The organism is Niastella sp. OAS944, from assembly GCA_024809215.1.
Taxonomy (GTDB): Bacteria; Bacteroidota; Bacteroidia; order Chitinophagales; family Chitinophagaceae; genus Niastella.
This window is the reverse complement of record JANUBW010000001.1, coordinates 146,579-168,319: the sequence shown is the minus strand read 5'-3', so window position 1 is coordinate 168,319 and position 21,741 is coordinate 146,579. Positions and strand designations below refer to the sequence as shown.

16 protein-coding genes are annotated in these 21,741 nt (G+C 42.1%); 6 read left to right on the top strand and 10 right to left on the bottom strand.

Annotated elements, in window-relative coordinates; genetic code table 11:
* Positions 1-37 precede the first annotated feature (37 nt).
* From GGD38_RS00685 to GGD38_RS00675, 3 genes are all read right to left on the bottom strand, one after another.
* Positions 38-1,876, bottom strand: a complete 1,839-nt coding sequence (locus GGD38_RS00685; protein WP_375299957.1) for an RNA-directed DNA polymerase — start codon at positions 1,874-1,876, stop codon at positions 38-40.
* Complete coding sequence (locus tag GGD38_RS00680; protein ID WP_375299958.1) at positions 1,851-2,864, bottom strand: ComEC/Rec2 family competence protein; 1,014 nt, start codon at positions 2,862-2,864, stop codon at positions 1,851-1,853. Before GGD38_RS00680 ends, GGD38_RS00685 begins: the two co-directional genes overlap by 26 nt.
* Before the next feature lie 437 nt (positions 2,865-3,301).
* The gene (locus GGD38_RS00675; RefSeq protein ID WP_375299959.1) at positions 3,302-3,913 is read right to left on the bottom strand and encodes a fibronectin type III domain-containing protein; all 612 of its coding nucleotides are present in this window, start codon (positions 3,911-3,913) and stop codon (positions 3,302-3,304) included.
* 1,312 nt (positions 3,914-5,225) lie between these two features.
* On the opposite strand from GGD38_RS00675, the gene GGD38_RS00670 reads away from it, so the two are divergent.
* The gene (locus GGD38_RS00670; RefSeq protein WP_375299960.1) at positions 5,226-5,579 is read left to right on the top strand and encodes a DUF5763 domain-containing protein; all 354 of its coding nucleotides are present in this window, start codon (positions 5,226-5,228) and stop codon (positions 5,577-5,579) included.
* 6 nt (positions 5,580-5,585) lie between these two features.
* Here GGD38_RS00670 and GGD38_RS00665 read toward each other — a convergent pair whose 3' ends face one another.
* From GGD38_RS00665 to GGD38_RS00655, 3 genes are all read right to left on the bottom strand, one after another.
* Positions 5,586-5,939: a DUF1801 domain-containing protein gene (locus GGD38_RS00665; protein ID WP_375299961.1), complete on the bottom strand. Its 354-nt coding sequence runs from the start codon at positions 5,937-5,939 to the stop codon at positions 5,586-5,588.
* Positions 5,940-5,949: 10 nt separating this feature from the next.
* Positions 5,950-6,360 (bottom strand): VOC family protein, encoded by a 411-nt coding sequence (locus GGD38_RS00660; RefSeq protein WP_375299962.1) that lies wholly within the window; start codon positions 6,358-6,360, stop codon positions 5,950-5,952.
* Positions 6,361-6,446: 86 nt separating this feature from the next.
* Entirely contained in the window at positions 6,447-7,025 is a 579-nt protein-coding gene (locus GGD38_RS00655) for a Crp/Fnr family transcriptional regulator (RefSeq protein ID WP_375299963.1), read from the bottom strand.
* 124 nt (positions 7,026-7,149) lie between these two features.
* Here GGD38_RS00655 and trxA point away from each other — a divergent pair, with 124 nt between their 5' ends.
* Positions 7,150-7,449 carry a thioredoxin gene (gene trxA, locus GGD38_RS00650; protein WP_375299964.1) on the top strand — a complete coding sequence of 100 codons (300 nt, stop codon included), beginning with the start codon at positions 7,150-7,152 and terminating at the stop codon, positions 7,447-7,449.
* 116 nt (positions 7,450-7,565) lie between these two features.
* Positions 7,566-8,798, top strand: a complete 1,233-nt coding sequence (locus GGD38_RS00645) for a PQQ-dependent sugar dehydrogenase (RefSeq protein WP_375299965.1) — start codon at positions 7,566-7,568, stop codon at positions 8,796-8,798.
* Between the two features lie 83 nt (positions 8,799-8,881).
* On the opposite strand, the gene GGD38_RS00640 is transcribed toward GGD38_RS00645, so the two are convergent.
* Positions 8,882-9,778, bottom strand: coding sequence for an OmpA family protein (locus GGD38_RS00640; protein ID WP_375299966.1), 897 nt, complete (start codon positions 9,776-9,778; stop codon positions 8,882-8,884).
* Between the two features lie 186 nt (positions 9,779-9,964).
* Positions 9,965-13,444 (bottom strand): cache domain-containing protein, encoded by a 3,480-nt coding sequence (locus tag GGD38_RS00635; protein WP_375299967.1) that lies wholly within the window; start codon positions 13,442-13,444, stop codon positions 9,965-9,967.
* A 174-nt stretch (positions 13,445-13,618) separates the two neighbouring features.
* On the opposite strand from GGD38_RS00635, the gene GGD38_RS00630 reads away from it, so the two are divergent.
* A complete protein-coding gene (locus tag GGD38_RS00630) occupies positions 13,619-13,957 on the top strand; it encodes a hypothetical protein (RefSeq protein ID WP_375299968.1) in 339 nt (112 codons plus the stop codon).
* Positions 13,958-14,110: 153 nt separating this feature from the next.
* Positions 14,111-14,980: a bestrophin family protein gene (locus tag GGD38_RS00625; RefSeq protein WP_375299969.1), complete on the top strand. Its 870-nt coding sequence runs from the start codon at positions 14,111-14,113 to the stop codon at positions 14,978-14,980.
* 192 nt (positions 14,981-15,172) lie between these two features.
* Here GGD38_RS00625 and GGD38_RS00620 read toward each other — a convergent pair whose 3' ends face one another.
* Both GGD38_RS00620 and GGD38_RS00615 read right to left on the bottom strand, forming a co-directional pair.
* Positions 15,173-16,090, bottom strand: a complete 918-nt coding sequence (locus GGD38_RS00620) for a VOC family protein (RefSeq protein ID WP_375299970.1) — start codon at positions 16,088-16,090, stop codon at positions 15,173-15,175.
* A 99-nt stretch (positions 16,091-16,189) separates the two neighbouring features.
* The gene (locus tag GGD38_RS00615) at positions 16,190-17,719 is read right to left on the bottom strand and encodes a lipase maturation factor family protein (protein ID WP_375299971.1); all 1,530 of its coding nucleotides are present in this window, start codon (positions 17,717-17,719) and stop codon (positions 16,190-16,192) included.
* Positions 17,720-17,902: 183 nt separating this feature from the next.
* Between GGD38_RS00615 and GGD38_RS00610 the strand changes: the two genes are divergently transcribed.
* Positions 17,903-21,685: a PA14 domain-containing protein gene (locus GGD38_RS00610; protein WP_375299972.1), complete on the top strand. Its 3,783-nt coding sequence runs from the start codon at positions 17,903-17,905 to the stop codon at positions 21,683-21,685.
* Positions 21,686-21,741: the final 56 nt, after the last annotated feature.

The following is a 21,741-nucleotide window of genomic DNA, read 5'->3' as shown; positions in this document are numbered from 1 at the left end:
GTGAGCCAGGGTTTATCTTTTAGGCTTTCCGTTGCAGTTAATAGAGTCGTAATAAATTGTTGGTTGTCATTGTAAAAACGAAGGTTTTTTTTCCAAGCAATTCTATAGTATTTAATGCGTAGTTTAGTTTTTGAGAAACAATATCTGTACTTTCAATGTCTTCTTGAATGTTTGCATCTAATAACTCAATACTTAAATGGAATGCTTGATTTAAATACGCATAGTTTTCTGACTTTCTTAATCTGGAGATTTTATTCAATTCTATGTCAAACAAATTATCATTAAAACTATTTCTAGTTACCTCGTCTTCGTTTTCTGTCTCATGATCAACGATGGTTCTTATTTTTGTTTTTTGAGAGTTTACTGAAAGGTCGCATCTTCTTAGTTCGAATTCAAATAATTGAAGAATCTTTCTTCCCTCGTATTTGTTTTTGCACAGAATTTTAATATCATCCATAAATCGGTAGTAACCGAATGTTCTATTGTACATATAGGTATCGACCTGATTTAGATAAAAAGATGCTAACAGTGAAGATGCATCACTATTTTGCGGAATTCCTAGGGCTTTTTCTGATAAACCCTGTAATATATTATTTAATAAGTCACAAGCATTTATTTCATTTTCAGTTGTGCATATCCTTTTAATTTTTTCTATGAGTAAAGTCTTGTTTATATTGTCATAGAAATTTAATAAATCAATTTCGATAATACATCCATACTGGTAAATGTCATTTGAATCTTTCAAATGTACTTTTTTGGCTAAAAAATATTTCATTTTCTTCCATTGTTCTACCCCATTAAGAATAAGTTGATTTTTTGAGAATCTATTATATCTTGCTGAATATACGGTAGGAATCATAGCACAGTCCATTTTATCTGCGAGCACACCTACAGCTGCCATATACATTATTCTATCAATGAATGGAGAGACTAACGCTTGTCTTAGGCTTAGTTTCTTTTTGGGTACATAAAATTGCTCTGCTATTTCCGTTTTGTATTTGTTTTCATTGAACAGTTCTTCAAATTGTTTGAATAAAAATTCTTGATTTAGAAGGTCAATGTACTTTAGTGGGTCATGAAACCAGTCATCTACAATATCCGTTTTGAGTCTTCGTCGTGACATTTCTAAGTTCAGACAAACATTGTTTATTGTGGCTTGGTGGATGTCAACAACAATGTTTTTTATTTCTCTTTTGTGTTTGTTAAATGTTGTATCTAGTGGTACTCTTTTAAGTGCGAGTAATCGCTTATTAATTGAATCAAAAGTAATGAGCGTACAATCAATTGTATCATTTTCTAGATTATCATTGGGGTACCTGCATATAATCCCATATAATACAAGTCTATTTTTAATAAAAACTCCTCCGCCTGAAATGCCTTGTATTGCGTCAGGTGAAGGGGGGGTAATTAGTTTAATTCTTTTGTTTTCAGAATCATTTCTTTTGAATTCGAAAAAGTGAAGTTCATTTTCATTTGCGCTAAATACTGCCCATGAGAAAAATTCTAAGTCATGTTCTTCTATTTTATCAGTCACAATTATCGGCTCAAAGCTAATTAATTCACTTTTTTCAATAATTACTATTGCAAAGTCATCGTCAAAGGTTATTAGCCGGTCTTTTATTTCTGCCTTTTTAATGCTTTGTAGTTTTTTTAATTTACCTTTTTCGGAGTAAAAAACATCGATACTTATAACATGTTCTATGACTAGCGGAATTTGAGTATCTTCTTGAAATAGATGTTTTGCAGTTAAAATATAATTGTAATCGTAATTGTTAGAGGTTTCATATACAATTCCAGAACCTGTAGATGGTACTCCACAAACAGATGTTACAATTTTGACAGCACATTTTTTAAGAGTATCTGAAATGTATGCCATAATTTTCATTGTTGGGTGTTACAATAAAGTTGTAATCGATTTTTTCTTTGGTATGGATCTCGATGTTGTTTAAAGTTTCTTCATAATTAAAAAAGAAATTTGCAGCCCCGCCGTTGATTCTCTTAGAATATTTTGCGACCTTTAGTAACGCTCTCTTGTTTGGTAAGAAGTATTTTTTGCCATTTGTTGAAATAATAAATGTATTGCACTTCAATTTTTCTAAAATTGATTTATTTAAACTTCTATAACTTCCATGATGTGGAAGTTTAACTATATCGTATTGCACTGGAAGTCCTCCATTCTCTGCTGATAGTTGATCTAGAATGGTCTGTAATCGTCCTGGTGTTACGTCTCCAGTAAGTAGTAGCTTTTTGTTATCACAACTGATTTGAAAAACAATGCTACTTTTGTTAGAAATTGATTTGTCTTGGCTCTTATCAGTAATGTAGGGTTCTAATCTCCACATTGGAATCTTCCAATCACACTTCCAATCGCTTGTTAGGTATGCTCCTTTTTGAAGGCTATACTCCTTTAGGTCTTCAACGGCTGGGGACAAAATGTTTATTATTAAGTCCTCGAAAACTATTGGTTTACTTTGATCTGTATATTGAGTCCAGTTCGTGTTTATCTTCTGGAGAAGTTCTTCTACTATGTGCGCTTGGCGGTAGGATAGTAGATTATTATCGTCTTTGGGTAATTTTCCTAATATTAGCCTAGGGGAATTAAATATGACTTTCTCGATAAAGGGCCTATTAATATCATATTTAGATTCAGAAACGTGGTTTAATAAGTCAATTATTCCCTTGATATGATCATCGTCGTGGTGAGTAATTACTAATAAGTTAATTACTTCATTATTTTTATAAATATTATCAATTTCAGAAAGCAAATACTTACTATCATTTCCTCCATCAATAACTATATTATAAATTTTATGGTGAATTATAATTGAATCACCGGATCCTGCTTTTAAAAATTTTACTTCCATTTTTGTAGGGGCTTAAGATTATAGTATAGGGGTTAGCAAAAAGCCAATATGCCTGAAATCTTCTAGGTATAAATGCTATATGAAATCAATTATTTAAGTAGTAAAGTGATATAAGAAAGCGGATAATTGCAGTGAACATATAAAGTGGGGAATCGGCACTTGGTGTATATGCCGGAAGGGGGAGAGGGAAAAAGAGTTATCGTCAATTTAAAAATATTTTCTACGGTTATGGTTATATATAGTTAGCGTTAGGCTGGTCAAAATACAAAAAAAATCAATAAGCTAATAATTTAATTATATATTGATCTTGATCAATGGGTTTAATGATATTTAATATTCTAACTATGCAAAAGAGTCATTTAGCCCCTTTAAATATCCTCCATAAAAAAAGCCCCATCCACCTCTCAGCGAACAGGGCTCCTGTTAATAATAATTGTTTACTGTATCACCTTCGACACAACAGCCGAGTAAATACGCTGGCCGTTTTTGCCGATGGCTACCACACGGAACCAATAGCGTTTGTCGGAACTTAAGCCTGCGAACTTGTAATGGTTCTCAGATGTTCCTTCGCTTACCCAGGTGGTATTGGCGTTAGGTGCCTCCATGGCGTACTCATGTACAAAGGCTATAGCAGCCGTTGCTTTTGTAATACGCGTTGTTGCTTCGCCATGCTCACCCAGTTCAACCACCAACTTTTCGATGGCCAGTTCTGGTGTCTCGGTAACGATGGTGCCGTTAACATCAAACCCGCTGCTTAGCAATATGGTTTTGTCGCCCTTGGCAATTAAGGTTACATAATCGGCTAATGCTATCAGCAATCGTAACGCATTAGCTTTCTGATCATCTTTGATAGACACCTTGAACTTGTCCCTGCCAATGGCATTGGCAAGAGAGGTATCGTACTCAGGCACTGCTTTTTTAAGTTCGTCATATTCTGGTGGCAGTGTTGGGAAATATGGATTGTTTTCCATGTTTTCTAATACCCGTTTACAAAGCACACTTATTTGACTTTGGCGGGTTCTCTTGATTGATTTGATTTTGATCTTCATAAAATTATTTTTTAAAAAAGTTAATAATGAGTTTTAAATACACGCTACTTATCAGGCAAAACCTTCCCATCCAGCTGCGCCACCGCGCTTCGGTAAATAACTTTGGCATAACTGCCTAAAGCATGTTTTGACGTATGTCAGTTAAGTTTAGTGGAAACAGGAACGGATAGAATGGGGATTGGCCAATGTAAGTGAAACACAAAGCGCTTGTTGGCAGACTTTCTTCCCTGGCAGATCTTCCAAATTAAATCAGTCAAATTGAGTATACCGGTATTGCAATTGAACTTATTTGACCAGTTTAATCTTGCTACGTAGGGGCCAGTGAATTCGTTTGTTCTTCTGAGCGCCTTTGTTAAATCGAAGATACGGTGGCCGGCAAGCGAAATCCAAATTTTGGCAACTTGACAACATTTGACAACAATTTATAGGGTTAACACTTAGCGGCACTGACCATCGTCATCGTTTTATAACGCAGTTCGCTATCCTAAAATTGATTGTAAAACCGCTTCACTCGTATCGTTCGAATTAACAACTCGAAGATAGGAAGGTCGAATACAGTTTCAATCGGGGGCCTTTCAAAATTGAACATTCTTGAACAATATTGTACATAATTGTACATTTTTTGCGTCATAAAACTGATCGTCGTCAGCGAATTTGATGCGAATTTTGGGATGTTTTTGCTTTGAGAAGAGTATGTTTGATGAAATAGCAGATGGGTTTAATCCTGAAATGGCTATACTGACCATAATTAATCCTGAAATTACTTTACAGGTATTATGAGACCGCTTTCATCATTACTATTGCAAGCCGTCCATTATCATTTCACACAGGCAAAGAACTTAATTCCCAGGGCAGCAATGCAATGCTTTGAGGCGGTGATCAATTGCGCCTGAACAATTTTCCAATTCCCTGGGGCTGCGTATTATTGTCATAAGGCAATTGTCATCTGTAAATGGGCAAAGAGCTTTTGCAGTTAGGAAATAGATAATTGCCCGCGGACAATGGTTCTTTGCCCGCGGGCAATTTTATTTTTGCCCTTGCAATTGGATAATTGCCGCGGACAATTATTCAGTTGCCAGTGGCAATTATATATTTGCCACAGACAATTTTATAATTGCCCCGGACAAATATGTTTTTGCCCTGGACAGGAACATAATTGCCCCGGGCAATTTTATATTTGCCAGGGGCAAAGCATCTTTGCCCGCGGGCAAAATATCGCTGCCCACGGGCAATTCTGACTTACCCATTGATTATGAATACACATCCAATCTAGGCTCTTGCATTCACCAACTTTTTTTACTACTTTTTACCCATGCCCCGGCCCCTCAAAACATATACTGTTTTGTTATTCTTACTTCTATTCTCCCTTTTGGCGAATAGCCAATCCATTTATAAAACACCATACGGTAAAAAGTATCACCTCGGTAATTGCCGTTCAGTAAAAAATGTATCGGAGAAAATAACGCCCGCGCAGGCGATAGAGTCGGGGCTTGAACCTTGTAAAATATGTAAACCGAATATAAACCAGTTGAGGCTGTCTTCCGAAAACAAGGCAGTAGGGGAGAGCAGGTCTGTTCAATGCAAAGGTCTTACTAAAAAAGGCACCCGCTGTAAACATACCACTCATATTGCCAATGGTTATTGTTTCCAGCATCAGCCGCGTTAATCATACTTACGCATCCATCAACTTTATCCAGCCCTTTACCACTTTTTGAAGATTTGCCTTGTGCTTTTTCACATCATCCATTGAGCGGAATTTAGCATAGGCTTTACCTTTAGGCCCCGGTTCAAGCAACCCGGTTTTGTCGTTTAGCAGCTCGCCTTTATGAAAGATAAGCGCCACATATTCAGTTAGCCGTGGGTTGAACGTTGCCATTGGTTCTTTGTAGTCGAAACTGGGGCCGCCCCATTTTATATCTTCTTCCAGTTTATTACTGCTTTCACGGATGATCTGTATTACCGATTGCATTTCCTTTTTTAAAGGATGTTTAAGTTTGCTTACAAACTCATCTATTTTATTGCTCATGGTTAATTGTTTAGTCTTGTTTTGGTAATTGTGATTCGTCCATATAAACAAATTCCCATTGGTGTCCATCTAGGTCGGCAAAGCTATGCTGGTACATCCAGCCATGGTCCTGTGGTTCGGCATACACCTGCGCGCCATTGGCTTGCGCTTTGCTTATGGTTTGTATTACTTCTTCTCTTGAGTTGCAATCAAGCGCTATCAACACTTCGGTCGACTGCATAGAGTCACATAACTTTTTGCGGGTGAATGTTTGGAAATAATTTTCAGTGAGCAGCATCACATAAATGGTTTCGCTCACTACCATACAGGCGGCTTTGTCGTCGGTGAATTGTGGATTGAAATGAAAGCCAAGGTTTTTAAAGAAGTCCATCGACTTGCCAAGGTCCTTCACCGGAAGGTTAATGAAAACTTTTGTTGCCATCGTTATTTGTTTTAATTGTTATTGATGACACAAAGATGGGCCGTTGGGTTTTCAAAAACCTTTACATATGTTGAGAAACGAAAAAATTATTTATTGGCGAAGAATATTCTGCTCAGCTGGGTGGGCGTAATGCCAAGGTAGGCGGCTATATGATGTTTTTTTAACCGATTTACAAGTTGCGGGTATTTTTTAAGGAACTCATCGTAACGCGTTTTGGCCGAGTCGTTCCGGAGCGAGATCTCATAGGGCTCTTTATCTATGACCCAATGTTTTTCCATATACCTGATATAAAATTCTGCAATGTCTCTGTAGCTTGACACCAGTTGTTTAAACTCATGAAAATTATATTCGATCACAGTAGTGTCTTCCAGCGCCGTAATGGTAAAAACACTTTCTGTTTTTGTTAAGGTAGCGGGTATCGATCCTGCAATGGCGCCCTCGGCAAAGAAATATTTTATAACCATATCGCCACTATCGGTGATATAGTATTGTGAAAAAAGTCCTTTGGTAACAAAGGCAGCATTCCTGGGCACTGTACCTGTACTGATAAAGTTTTCGCCCCGGCGATAGGTCTTTTCTTTTAACAATGCCAGCCAGGCCTGCTCAGCTGCTGAACTAAGCGGGGTATAACTTCTGATCTTTTGAAAGAATTGTTCCGTATCCATTGGTTCAAAAATAAAAAGTCGCTTTCATATAAAAAAACGTCTAATTAAGGCTCAACTTCAATATGCCCTGGCGCTGAAGATCATTTGATGAATTTCGGTAAATTTGCATGGTAAAACTTTTATCATGAAAGAGAGTTTGCACACTTTACTGAACGACAGTACACCGGTGTTGGTTGATTTTTTTGCCGAATGGTGTGGCCCCTGCAAAGTACAGGCGCCTGTACTTAAAGAAGTGAAATCTGATATTGGCGACTCTGTTCGAATTATAAAGATAGATGTAGATAAATCGCCCGCCATTGCGCAACAATACCAGGTGAGCGGCGTACCTACGCTCATTCTGTTCAGAAATGGCCAGCCTATATGGCGGCAGAGTGGTGTGGCTTCCAAAAAGCAACTGGTTGATGTTTTAAGGCAACATATCTAACGCACCTCACTATTCGAGCTGCTTGTGAATATTTTGTGGTGGTAAAAGCGCTGTCTGGAACGATTTTTTATCATGTAGGCATAACTCTAATTTATCCACCACAAAAAGGAAATTACATGAAATGTGTTCGCTGGTCTATCACCCTTGCAGTTGCGTTGATAGTGCTGAATGGCTGCAAAAAGGATGATAAAGACGAAAAACCTGACTCGCCCTCTACAGGTAAGCCTGTGGAGACCAAACCTGCCAATACGAATTACCCACCCGCATTTACGGGCCAAACCCGTATCAATGGTGTTCGTACTTCGGCCGCTATTCAAAGTACTGTACTAACCTCTTCACTTACTGCACCCTGGGGTATTACCAGTTTGCCCGATGGGCGTTTGCTGATAACGGAAAAGGCAGGCCGTATGCGTATTGTTACGAGTACCGGCGCTGTGGGCAACGCCATCACCGGCATTCCGGCTGTAAATGCTTCGGGTCAGGGTGGCTTGTTAGGCATTACTATTGACCCGCAATTCAGCTCAAACAGAATGTTATATTGGGTTTTTTCTGAATCTGCATCGGGCGGCACAGTAACTGCTGTTGCCAAGGGCAGGCTGGCCGATAGTGAGACAAGTATCGAGAATGCCACTGTAATTTATCGCGCCAATCCCGCCATTGCCAGCGACCTGCATTACGGCGGCCGCATATTATTCGATAAAACGGGTAATTTGCTAGTAAGCACTGGCGAGCGCTCTATATTGGCTTCAAGGCCATTGGCGCAATCGGTAACGGCTGCATTGGGAAAAATTGTCCGCATTACTACCAGCGGATCGGCAGCACCGGGTAACCCAACCTTTAGCCAGTCTGGCGCATTGCCCGAAATGTATAGCATGGGTCATAGAAATCCGCAGGGCATTGCTATACATCCAAAGACCGGTGATCTGTGGCAAAGCGAACATGGCCCTCGTGGCGGAGATGAGATCAACCGGGTACAGCCAGGCGCTAATTATGGCTGGCCAACTATTACTTACGGTATCGAATATAGCGGAGCGGCCATAGGTAATCCACCCATTCAACAGAAAGACGGCCTGGAACAACCGGTGTATTACTGGGACCCTGTTATCTCGCCCAGTGGAATGACGTTTTACAAAGGCAATCGTATTGCTGAATGGGAGAACGATCTGTTTATTGGTGCGTTAAGCGGTACCCATATTGCACGCCTGGTTATAAAAGATAACAAAGTAGTAGGGGAGGAAAGATTGTTGGAAAGCGAAGGCCAGCGGTTCAGGGATATTACGCAAGGTAAAGATGAAGCCCTGTATGCCATCACAGATGGCGGCAGGTTGTATAGGATAGATAAACAATAATAATTGATAATAAAAAAACGTAAGGGGCTGTCAATGGAAAGTGACAGCCCCTTACGTTTTTGTTATGGTGGTATACTACTTTACTACTTGGAAGAAGGCGCTTGCAGCAACTTAAACAACTCATCTAACTTGGGCGATAAGATGATATCTGTTCTTCTGTTTTGTGCTCTTCCTTCTGCTGTGCTGTTCGATTGAATGGGTTCAAACTGGCTGTGGCCGGAAGCAACAACTCTTTCAGGCGTTACTTTGTAATCGATCGTAAGTATTCTTACAATAGATGCAGCGCGTGCCAGGCTCAGGTCCCAGTTATCCTGGTATTTACCACGAATGGGAATTGAATCGGTATGGCCTTCAATATCTACAGTGATGTCGGTATTTACATTCAGCACTTCAGCCAGTTTAGCCAGGGCTTCTTTTCCTTTAGGGTTCACTACCGCGCTACCTGAAGGGAACAGTAAGTTTTCCTGCAGGCTCACATATACTTTACCATTTTTAGTTGATACGGTAAGTTCGTTCGACTTAAAGCCATTGAGGGCGTCGGCCATTTTTTTCCTGATCTCTTCGATGGCGGCTTTCTGTTGGTCCATCAGTGCTTGTAACTGTTCCAGCTTTTTCTTTTGACTAAGCAATTCCTGACCACTCTTAGTAAGTTGCGATTGTTTGCTGGAAGCATCATTGATCAATTTTACCTTTTCCTTGTTCAGGTCAGATATTTCTCTGGAAAGTTTGTCAATTTGCTCTTCCTGCTCGCTAATGCTTTTTGATTTTGAATCGATCGTTTTGAGGTGATCGGCTATCTGTTGGTTCAGTTGTTTAATGTCACCTTCCAGTTTGCTCACTTTTTGAGCAAGTGAAGCGCTGTCGTTTCTGGCGCTTTGTAATGCCGACTGGGATGCTTTAAATTTTTTAGTGGGAACACAACTACTTAACAGGGCCAGGGTACCAATAAATACCGTTGTTACAGGAATAATTCTCTTCATAAAATAGTGGGTATACGATTTTTTTTCGCAGGGAGTACAAGAATTGTACCGTTTGACGTTAAAAATATGGGCAAAGATATAAATATGCGCTTATGTTAAATTAAAAAATGGTTAGAACTGATATAAAACGGGCAATACCCTGAAAAGGTTCAGCAGCTGCTAAAATTTTTGCTCACCTGTGATGATCTATGAACCTGAGGTTTTGGGGCCCGGCTGTTGTTTGCTTCCACCCAATACACTTATAATAAGTGGCGCCAACGTGCTTATGCCGCCGGCCAGTATCAACAGCTTATCGAAGATATACTGCTGGGTGAAAAAGATAATAACGGCAATGCCTATTAATAATATCATCAGCGGCATGCGGATCAATTGCCACGAAGAGTTTTCAAGATACTTTTTCTGAATGCGCACCATATCGGCATTATCTTCAGTACATACGCTGAGAATATAAGCGCGAAATCCCCGACTGAATGGCTTTATTCTTTCTTTATCAATAATAAGTAAGTCCATTTTTATAAGCGAAATGATCTCCATGGTGTTTTTATAATTGATCAGTCCGTCACGGGCCATATTGTACAATAAGAACTTTTCTTTTTCAGTACAGTTTTTCCAGATCTCATCGTATTTATCCTCCTTGTTATTAATGTCGTCTACAATTTCTTCTTCCATTTGATACAGTTTCTGCTGGTTGGGGTAAATGGTATCGTTGGTAAATGCACTAAATGAAAGCGGGGGATCTTTTTTACCATAAATGTGTTTGATCAAAAAGATCTGGTGCAGGTTTATTCGCAACCAGGCAAACAGTGCGTATATTAACAGGCCAACCATCACCAACAAAGGAATAAGGCTTTCGGGGGAGTTAAGGAATATAAATCGTGGTGGCAGTTTCGATCTAATAGTTAATATTTTCTTTTCCGGCGTATTTGTTTGCCTTTTCAATGCAGGTAAAGTAGTGTAATAATTGAAATATATATTGGAACCCTGCCGTTGCCAATACCAGCTACTATCATCAGCAACATTAGTAAGGGCGGCATAGGGCTGCTGTTTATAATAGGGGTTACTCACTTTTTCTGCAATGGAAAAATAAAAGCTATCATATTTATTTTCTTCTTTTTGATTTGTTACAATGCTGTCTTTGTATTCCACGCTATCGGTATAAATGGTATAAATGCCATTCTGTAATTGTAAAGAGTCGAGGTAATGAGGGGGCATGGGTATAGAAGTGCTTTTTACACCTTTCATTTCCTGTAATACATAGCTTCGGTCGCTAACGGCATGGGCAAGATGCAATTGCTGCCGTTTTACCGATTGTATTATTTCCTGGTTATGTGCGTACCAGGTAAACATGGCGCTGGGTAACACGGCCAGCACAAGCACCATAATAGTGGCCAAACGATCGTACCAGTTTAAGAAAGATCTTCCTGAGCCAATTTCAAATAAACGCGAACTGCTTTTAGTAAGGGCGTACATCCAAAGCAAAGCATTAATGGCGAACTGATACAGCAGAAATCCAATAGTAATGGGAAATTTTTTGTATGTGGCATAATAAATAAAGAGACTTATTATAAGGTGTATGCCAACGTTGATGAATACCGGTATTCTTTCTTTTAGATTATTGTCTTTTAACGGCTTTATAAAACTGGTGCGCATTGTACTTAAACTGATGGCAATGTTCACCGGGGTTAATATAAGGAACATCAGAATGCTAAAATTGCTTATGTCGTAATGATTGTGATAAAACACATAGCCCATCAGTACAACCAGGTACATTAATACAAACCAGAACGCATGAAAATAAAAGCTTCCTTCGGCCGGCCGTGGAATTAGCCAGGAAATAGTATCCAGTTTGCAGAATACAAGCTGATGCATGGCTCTGTATTTGGGGGTCATTATCCACCATAGCGCCATACAGGTAAGGGACGATAAAAAACAAAACGCAAGCGCAAATATCAGAATGCGCATATTTACCGGTACAATAAATCCTTTATCATAGAAAGTGATCAAATAGAAAGGCATGTTTTCGAGTGGTAATACCAGCATCTGGTGCGTTTTTCCATATGCTACCACATCGTTTATTTCTTTTTCCTGGCGCGTTATCACGGCGCTTGATATATCCGAGGCCGGTTCTATCTTCTCAAAAAAATTCTCATTCAGGTTGCGGTTCTTATCGGAATGCACCTGTACATTTCCCTGTTCATCAATGATACAAAAACCATAGCCGGCGGGCAGTATCGAATTTATAACGGAGTTAGGTTGTATGGCCAGGGCTACAATATAACCGCCGGGCATCGTGTCTTTTTTGCTTATAGTAATATTGAAATCGGCATTCGTGATGCTGTAAATAGGTTCCATGCCTATTTTCTTTTCACGGTCGCCGGGTAAGGAGTAAGGGGCGCCTTTTTTAAAGACGTCGAAATATTTTCTTTTTGAAACGTTGGTGAAAACAGGTTTTGAATAGAGGTCTGCTTTTATTTTTTGATCGCCTGAACTATCGACCCAACTAATGCGGTCGAAGTAAAAATAACTCGCAGGGGCGCTGACGCGAACAAAGTTCCTGATCGTATTGGAGTAATCGGACTGTTTTTTAGTTTTGAGGCGAAGATCGATCTTATATTTATCAAGGATGGTAAGCTGTTCATATGATCGTTTGATCTCGTCGGTAAAACTTTTTGCAATTTGCTTTGATAGTGTGCACAGGTTTTGCCTTACCCGGTATTCTTCTCCTTTCCAAAGATAGTAATGGATGATTGTTAGGGTAATGAGCGCTGCGCCTGTAAACACCGACATGCCAAAAAGAACGACGTCATTAACGCGTACCTGCTCATTGGGGTCCATTACGTAAAATTTGATAATGGGTAACAAAACCAGCAGTAAAAGAAAGGTGATCACCAGTGGGTAAAGAAAGTAAAAAGGTACTTTACGTAATGCAGTATTGTATTCTTTTGTATCAACAAAACCGCAGATCATCAGCTGGGTTTGGTAAAGTCGGAATGGATAAAAAAATACCTTTTGACTTACATCATGCAGGTTTAATTCGCGTATTCCTGTTAAGTAGGCTTCCTCGCCTTTAGGTAACAGACTATCTATGCCTTTGTCTGAACGAACAGCCAGATCTTTATCGTAATAAAGTAATTCCGTTATGGAGTCGTTCATTTTTCCCAACAGGTACGATTTAAAGAGCTCTGACCTTTTCGTTGACAAAATTGATTCCAGCAGGGGTGTTATATCTTCCGAAAACTCAGCTTTTTCTTTTAACCTATCATCGATGATGGATACCAGCAGCTTTCCATCTTCAACGCGGATGTCATCGGCGGCTTTATCAACCACCTTCATTTTGCGAACCTTTACCTTTGCATTTAGTAGCTTATTATCTTTCAGCAACGAGTCTATAATAGATTCCCTTTTTGTTGTCAATTGCGGGTTTCTGTTTGTTTTTGAAAGCGCGTTCTCGTAAAAGTTGCTAAAAAGTGACTTGCGGATAGATGACAGATCATTGATATTGCCGGCAATGGTTTGCAGTATCAGGAACCCGTTCTTATGAATTGTTTTTCTGTTACTGGGAATGAAGTAATACCAGTAGGTTAATATAAAAATGCTTATTACAAGCAGTATTACAGCCGAATAGGTGAAACTTCTTTTTGTTTTAGCAGTTTTAAAACCCATCATAACCTGAAGTTTTCTAGATCATTCCATTCAAGTTACGACAGCAATCATGGCAAAAACAGGGTAAAAAAACGGTATTTTGCTTTGTGCTGACCGCCATCAGCATCTGGCTGAAAAAATATTTTTATTACCGTGTGTAATTGGGCGACCGCGTGCATCGTGTTAAAAAATCACGTTATGCGGAACCCATTTATTTGGCTGGTGGTATTATTTATAATGGCGACAATAACGACTTCTGCGCAGCTTCGGCAACCCTTTGTAAGGGTCATAAAGCCGGAATCAGATTCAACCGCCCGTAAACTTTCAATTATCAATGCTTTAAATAATAGAAAATGGTATTATGCAGGCAAGCTGGTTGACTCTGTTGCCATGGGTAAAGTATACCAGATGCCGTTCGACAATATGTTATGTATTGTGCCAGATGAAACCAAGAATGCGCGAATGCCGGTACAGCGAAACAGGAGAATGCCTGAAAAGATGCCGAATGCGTATAGGGGACCTGGAATGAACAGATAGCTATCTGAAAAATTTTCAGGCTGCCTGCTATTTAAACAGGAAGAATTTTCAGCAGCATACTTTCATACCTGACCCGGCCCATTCTTTGCAAGGGCCAATCTATAAAGTTGGATATTATAAAAATACGGTATGCTGTTAGATAATAGATTTCCAATGGCCTACATGATCAAAAAAGTATGGTTTGATCTTGTAGTGGTATTACTGGTAGGACTTTTTGCTCAGTATTTTAGTGAGCGTTATGATAACCTGTTACCTAAAATTCCGCTTAACATTCCAATATTTTTGGGTACTGCCATATCTGTATTATTATCTTTTAAAATGAACCAGTCGTACGACCGCTGGTGGGAAGCCAGGAAGGTGTGGGGTTCTATAGTCAACGATTCGCGGAATCTGGTTATTCAATTACAAACCTTCCTTAGCGGGGAGCATCATGAATTTATACGCACTATAGCCTACAGGCAAATAGCGTGGTGTTATTGCCTGGGGCGGTCTTTAAGGGGGCTGGCGCCTTTGGAAAACCTTGCTGAATATTTAAGCAAAGAAGATATTGAGGTATTAAAAAAGCATAATAATAAACCACTGGCTATTGTTCAGCTGAGTGCAAAAGACCTGCAGCAATTAAAAGAAGCAGGTAAGCTGGATTCGTATATGTATGTTGAATTGAATGGTACCTTATGTGCGCTTGTAGATTATATGGGTATGGCTGAGCGCATCAATACTACCGTGTTTCCTGTTACTTACAGGTATTACCTGCATTTAATCATCTATATTTTTGTGGTCACTTTATCCATAGCATTGGATAATGTGAACGCCCTGTTTGAAATACCAATGCTGGTGGTTATTTCTGCCTGTTTTTTCCTTATTGAAAAAAGTGCGTTTCATTTACAAGACCCGTTCCGCAATCGCCCAAGCGACACACCGGTTACCACCATTGCGCGTAATATTGAAATAAACATCAGGCAATTGCTGGGAGAAAGCAGTGTACCGGGGCCAATAGCCGCGGAAAGATTTTATACCATGTGAAGAAGGCTAAACGCGAAACGCTTAAGGCTGGCTTCTCGAAAGGCATGCTCGCGTCAAGTATTCATCCTACAGAATATACAGCGTTTTTAGACCGGCCTTTGCTGAACTTTCACGAGGCATCGGAAAGTAAGGATGGCCGGAAATTCGGGTTCAGGCGTTCAGCCTTAAGCGTTCAGCGTTCAGCTTTTATTCTTATTTCCCTTCATAAGCCGCCTTCAGCTTTGCAATGTCAAACTTCTTCATTTGCAAAAATGCCTGCGTTACCCGTTTTATTTGTTCCGGTGACCCTTTACTCATCATTTCCTGCATTTGAACAGGGGTGATCTGCCACGATACGCCATACTTGTCTTTTAACCAGCCGCATTGTTCTGACTGTGGAATTGCTGATAGTTTTTCCCAGTAATAATCTATTTCAGCCTGATTGCTACAGCTTACGAGAAATGACACAGCTTCATTGAAGTCGAACTTGTGTTCACGGGCGCTGTCCATAGCGGCAAACCATTTATTCTCCAGCATAAAATCGGCAAACATAAGGGTGCCTTCTTTATCTGGCGCCATGCCGGCGGGATAACGATGCAGGTTGCCTGCTTTTGCATCTTTAAAAACCGATAAATAAAAATTGATCGCTTCTTCTGCTTTGCCGGCTTTCTCTTTTACAAACATCAGCGAAGGAATAATGGGTGGCCGTTTTTCGCCTTCAGGATTGGTGAGCATCAGCTGCCACGACAGGCCGTATTTGTCCATCACCCAGCCATACCGTTTGCTGAAAGGGTATTCACCAATTTGCATAAGTACCGTTCCGCCATCGGCCAGCTGGTTCCATACTGCATCAATTTTTTCCCGGGCTGCATCGGCCGATGAACCAAAGAACAAGGGATCGAAGTTTACGATAAATGAAGTAGCTGGTGTGAACTTAAAATATGGCCCGGCGCTGATGGCCATAAATTGTTGGTTCCACAACTCAAAGCTTATGATATCGCAATCGCCCGAGGGCGTATTCTTAATTACGCTGGCATGCGTGATCTTTGATTCGGGAAACACGGTTGTATAAAACTGTGTAGCTTCTTTTGCTTCTTTATCGAACCATAAATGGGGAATTATTTTTGGCATAAGATCGTTTTTAAGTGGATGAAATAGTTGGTACAAATGTCGCCAACAATATTATACAAGATGCGGGGTATTTGTGACAATCAGGGGGGTAAAAGCGACTCATATAACGGTTGCCTCAGGCAAACGCGGATCACCGGCCGATATAGCCGGCAACCAAAGCCCCAGTTTCTCACGTATCCACCACGCACCCTGTGCATTGCCGGGTTTGGCAAACCGGTAGCGATATAATACAGCTCTAATGTAGCGGGGTGGGGTTGCGGTAAATGGATTGTGGGCAAACAAACCGGTAGCCAACGCATCATTGTGCAACAATTTATTCACGAGCGTCAACGTCCATGGATAGTCATCGGGTGTGCCCATGGCGGCAAACCACATTTGCCAGTCGAGCCGTAACTGATATGGCGCAATTTGCGCCGGGCGCCGGTTGGTTAATACCGGTAGTCCTTTATAGATGTAGGGTTGCCAATGTGCGTTGTCGGTTGAATCGTTATCTGTTGTTCCTTCAAATACTACATTTAGCCGTTCAAGCCCTACACTGCCGAAAGCGCCATAGGTATTAACCAGGTCAAATGGATCGAAGGAGGTGTTCATGATCTGCCTCGGCGACAAAAGATTAATTGCCGGTTGAAAGCTGAGAAACCCGATGATCATAGTTACTACAAAGGCCGTCATTTGCATAGGCTTTGAATATTCAGCGGCTTCGCGGGCTTCATTGGCTTTGCGCACAAGCTGTTGGGGAAGCACATGCGCCCAAAAGCCATCGTCGAAGCAGGCCAGTGCCGGAATGATGGATAGCCAGTTGAGAAAAGAAAGATTGCCACTGATAATAAGCGTAAACTGAAATAAGATGATCACAACACCCGCCATATGCCGTGCCGGCCGGGGCCAGAAAACAAAAAGCGGGGCAACCAATTCTGCCAGCCAGTTGAACCATACACCCATCTTCAGAAAAGCATGTGGCAGAAAATGGAACCAGCGGCTGAATGGGCCGGGAATGGGTTGTGTTTCGAAATGATAATACAGCGCGGTGCCGTTGCGCCATATTTCATCACCGCGAAGCTTTATAAGTCCTGCGCCCAGCATAAGCCGGCAAACCAGCCATCGGAACAAAACAATAATGAGAAATGGGGGCGCCCGGCGGGGAAAGGGGCGCATGTTGAGCAACGGGCAAAGGAATATAGCCAGAAAACCGGTTTCAATTAATTGAATTTCCCAGCCGTACCCATACCATTCCTGCCCTATATGCACCAGCGACATATACAGCACCCACAAAAGTACCATGATAATGGCATTTGCATAACCTGCCGCCACCAGGCACGATAAAATAAAGCCTGCCCACGCAACTGTTAAAAACGCTGTATCAGAATGCCAGAACCAGAACAAGGAGGGTAGTCGCATAAAAGCGCCGGTTGAACCAAGCCATTGGTTCACGTTCTTAATGTATACTTCTGCCGGAAGTAAACCATGTGAGCCAATGAGCGGAAGCACCTGGTTTATGGCCACCAGAAAAGCAACGGCATATATAACACCCAGCAAACGAAGTATCACAAAACGGGTAAGCCAGTAATTAGGGGCAACCTGTTCCCCGGCGGATGGTTGTTGCCACGCATTGTCTGTTTCGTTGTTCATATACTAAGCTTGGGCATAACAAGGTACTTACTTCAATGCAAACGAGGTGCCGCTGAGGGGGAATGAGTTCCGCTTAGTTGGTCACATGGTGCACTTTATTGCAATACCTGTATATATCTTTGGAAAGTATATTGGTAAGATCTATAGTGTAAATAGATCCCTGCTATGGTAAAACCTTATTGTATGCATCAATCAAAACAATGGGGCAGCATTTATGTGCCCGTACCTCTCGTGTTTTTCTTTTTTCTTTTTGTTTCTCAACAGGTAAAAGCGGTAGATTCCATTCCTTCCCATACCGTTCATTTTACATTTACTTTACCCGCCGCTGCCAAAACAAGCGCAGGCGTGTATACGTCAGACAGTATCCTTATTAAAACCTTATGGAGCGGCGTTACTTATACTGCCGGTACGCATACCGGTAGCTGGAATGGGACTACCGACGACAGCGTGCTGGCCGCAAATGGTACGTATTATATCAAGGTATTAAGCAACAATGTTAGCGCCGTTTGGGAGGGAACCATCGGCAACAATTCCGATTCTGTAACCGGTGGCACCATACAGCGTGGTTTCGACCGCATATCGGGTATGGCCATTGCCGGACAGTATGCCTATTATTCAAAGAATTATTCCGAAGGCAACCCCAGCCAGTTAAAGTTCAACCTAAATACACCGCGCCAGCGTATTCAAATAATGCCGGCAGGGCAGGGCATGGGACAGGCCACCCGCTTTGTGGCTACCGATGGTACTAATGTGTATTGGGCAGGGTACGACGCCCGTACCAACTATTACTTTATTTTCGCTACCAGCACCGGTAATGATTCGGAGGTGCTGTTCAGCGCGGGGCGTTCGTACAAATGTTATGCAGGCAGAACGTACCCCAGTGTAATAGATACCATCAACAATGCCAGTGGGGTGGTGGCCGGTTTGGCGGTGCAATACAACGGTAATTTTTTATTTGCATCGCATTCCACGCTCAATGAGCTGCATGTATTGAACAAGACCACAGGCGCCGTTGTGCAAGTTCTTTCGCATACCAATGCCGGTGCGCTGGCAGTTGATTCAAGTGGTAATTTATGGATGGCTTATACTTCGGGCGGCGCGCGGCGGGTTGAAAAATTTTCGGTTGATATCAATGGTATGCTTACCCCAACGGGTGTTGTGTTGCCGGCAATTGTTGAACCGGTAGCTATTTCCTGTGCCCCCGATAATGAAACCGTAGTAGTAGCCGATGCCGGTACCAGCCAACAGTTAAAGGCTTACAATAGCATTACAGGCATTGCTGTATGGACCTTTGGCCAGGCAGGCGGTTATTTAACCGGGCCCAACCTCAGCAACGACAAGTTTTATTTCAGCGATATGCGGGCCGTACTGGGCAGCTTCATTGCTTATCAGCCCAATGGCAGCTTTTGGGTAGGCGACCTTGGCAATGCACGTGCGCAACACTATACCCCATCGAGGTCATTCCTCGATCGTATTCAATACATTCCGCATTTCTATAGTTGTTTTGTTGATCCCAATAACCCTGAGCGCGTGTTCGCCGACTATATGGAATACAAGGTTGATTATACAAAACCACTGGGGCGTAATAACGGTTCATGGACGATGGTGCGTAATTGGGGCTATAATATCACCACTGCACATGAAGATCATAATAACCGGCTGCGTTGCGTAACCACTCTTAGCAACGGGAGAACCTATGCGCTGGCCTACGACAGCATTACGGCCGTTACCGATAAATGGCAGGTGGTGGAATTGCCGGGCGCCGGTAACCTGCGTTATACCGGTGTATACATTGCTATTAATACTGGTGACCTCACTCAGTTGTATCCCGATGGTTCGCTGCGTAAATTAACAAGAACGTTGACCCTGGGACAGGTAAGTACCTGGAGTAAAAAGAACCTTACCGGTTTCGATGCAAACAACAATCCCATATGGGGCGTAGATTCAATACAGGCTACCACCCCGCCTGCCACCAGCAAGGACCCCGGCTGGTTTGGCAATCAGCTTAAAGTAAGAACAGGCGAAGTGAGCAGTACCGGTGTGGTGGTTGCTTTTGATGGCGGCAATGTACATCCGGGTTGGGATAATTACCATTTGGGCGGTATTAAAAAGGGTACAAACAAATGGTTATGGCGTACGGCCATGAGCACGTTGCGTGATTATACCGGCCCTTTTCCACCGGAAGGCACATACGATATTGGGAATAATGTACAATACTCGGGCGTTTCCGCCATGGCCAGCGGCCGTACTATTTTCTGGGGTTATCATGGTGAATTCTGGAAGAACAGCCAAACCAACAAGTGGAATATTGTATACGACAATGGTTTGTTTGTAAACCAGTTTGGCGTAACAGGTGCCGATGTAGCAGGGCAGGAGGCGCCCTATGGTATGGCGGGTAATGCCTATAGCGCCAATATAATCAGAATGGGTGATACTGCTTTCCTGTATCATAACGATGAAGGCCATCATGGCGGCATTCACCGCTGGCGCATTACCGGGCTCAATAATATTCAGCTGCAAACCATACCCGTAAGTTTTTCCGATACCGGCAGGGGATTGGCCACTACATATTACAATAGTGCCGACATGAACAACATGAACAGTGTGGCAAGCCGCATCGACAGCATGGTATTTATAGACCACAGCGGTGTAAGCCTTGCCGATACCAATAATTTTTCAGTGAGCTATACTGGTTTTATTCAACCGGTATACAGCGAGAACTACCGCATTTATACCACCACCAATAAAGGCGTACGGCTTTGGGTGGGCGGCAAACTGCTGGTTGATCAACGAAATGCGGCCACGGCTGCAGAGTACAGCGATACCATTCGCATGACAGCCGGTTTACGATATCCGGTGCGGTTGGAAGTATACCATACTGGTGGCGCATCATCGGCGGGTTTATCATGGAGCAGCGCCAGTCAGACAAAGACGACAATTCCGGCATCGCAGTTGAACCCTGCAGAACTGCCCGATTACAGGAATGGCTACGATCTGCTTGAAAAATTAAACCATCATACCATACTGGAGAATAACATGTATGGTTGGAGCCGAGATCCTGTTAATGAAATAGATTCGAACCAATACACCCGCTGGTGGAATGTTGAAACCGGAACGAAAGGGTACAACCGGTTGCAACCCGATCTTGTTATTAAATACGTAAACAAAACTGCAGCCACTGCTAACGTCAGCAGGGACCTGGGTGTTGCTGCCAATGGCGTACCTGGCTGGCAAATAAGCGGTGTTGTAAATTATGAAGGCAATTCGCCCAATGAAGATGGTGAAAACCTGGGAACCAATACCGCGGGCGGCAGCTTTTTGGAAGTGCTCGACGACCAGGGCAAAATACTGGTGCGCTTTTTCTGGAGCTCCGACTATGGTAGCGGCATTACAAAACTGTACGCCAATAACCAGGTGATTGCTACCGGCGCCAACGCCGCCATGAAAGCCATCTATACCATTAGCCAGCCTCTACAGATCAGTATGACGGGCGATAGCGCTATTGTACAATATGGCCCGTTCACCGCATTGAAAGTAGCCCGTTTAGATAATACCGCGCATTGGAACAAACCTAAAACCATGCGGTTCTATAGCTGGACGGTGAACTGGAACAGCGGCCGGGTACTGGATATTGAAAAAATGAAATTTATGACCCTTGCATCGGGCAGCCGCCGGCAAACCGTGCCCCACAATAACGCCGGTAACGTCATTGCTAACAATACCGGCAGGGCGAAGATCTATCCCAACCCGGTAAACGGCTCCCGTTTCTATATTCAGTACAATGGCGCTTCTGCCAACGCTATGACTGTAACCGTTACCGACCTGAAGGGGCGGGTACTGTTCAGTAAGAAATATGGTGCAACCGAACAGGGATTATACTCCGTTAATTTTAATGTTCGTCCTAAACCGGGAATATATTTGGTGATCATGAATGGCAGGCATGCAGAAATGCTGACCGTGTATTAAAACGGGTCTTATAATACATAGAAATGCAACCGTTGTACACTACCAAGTGCACAGCG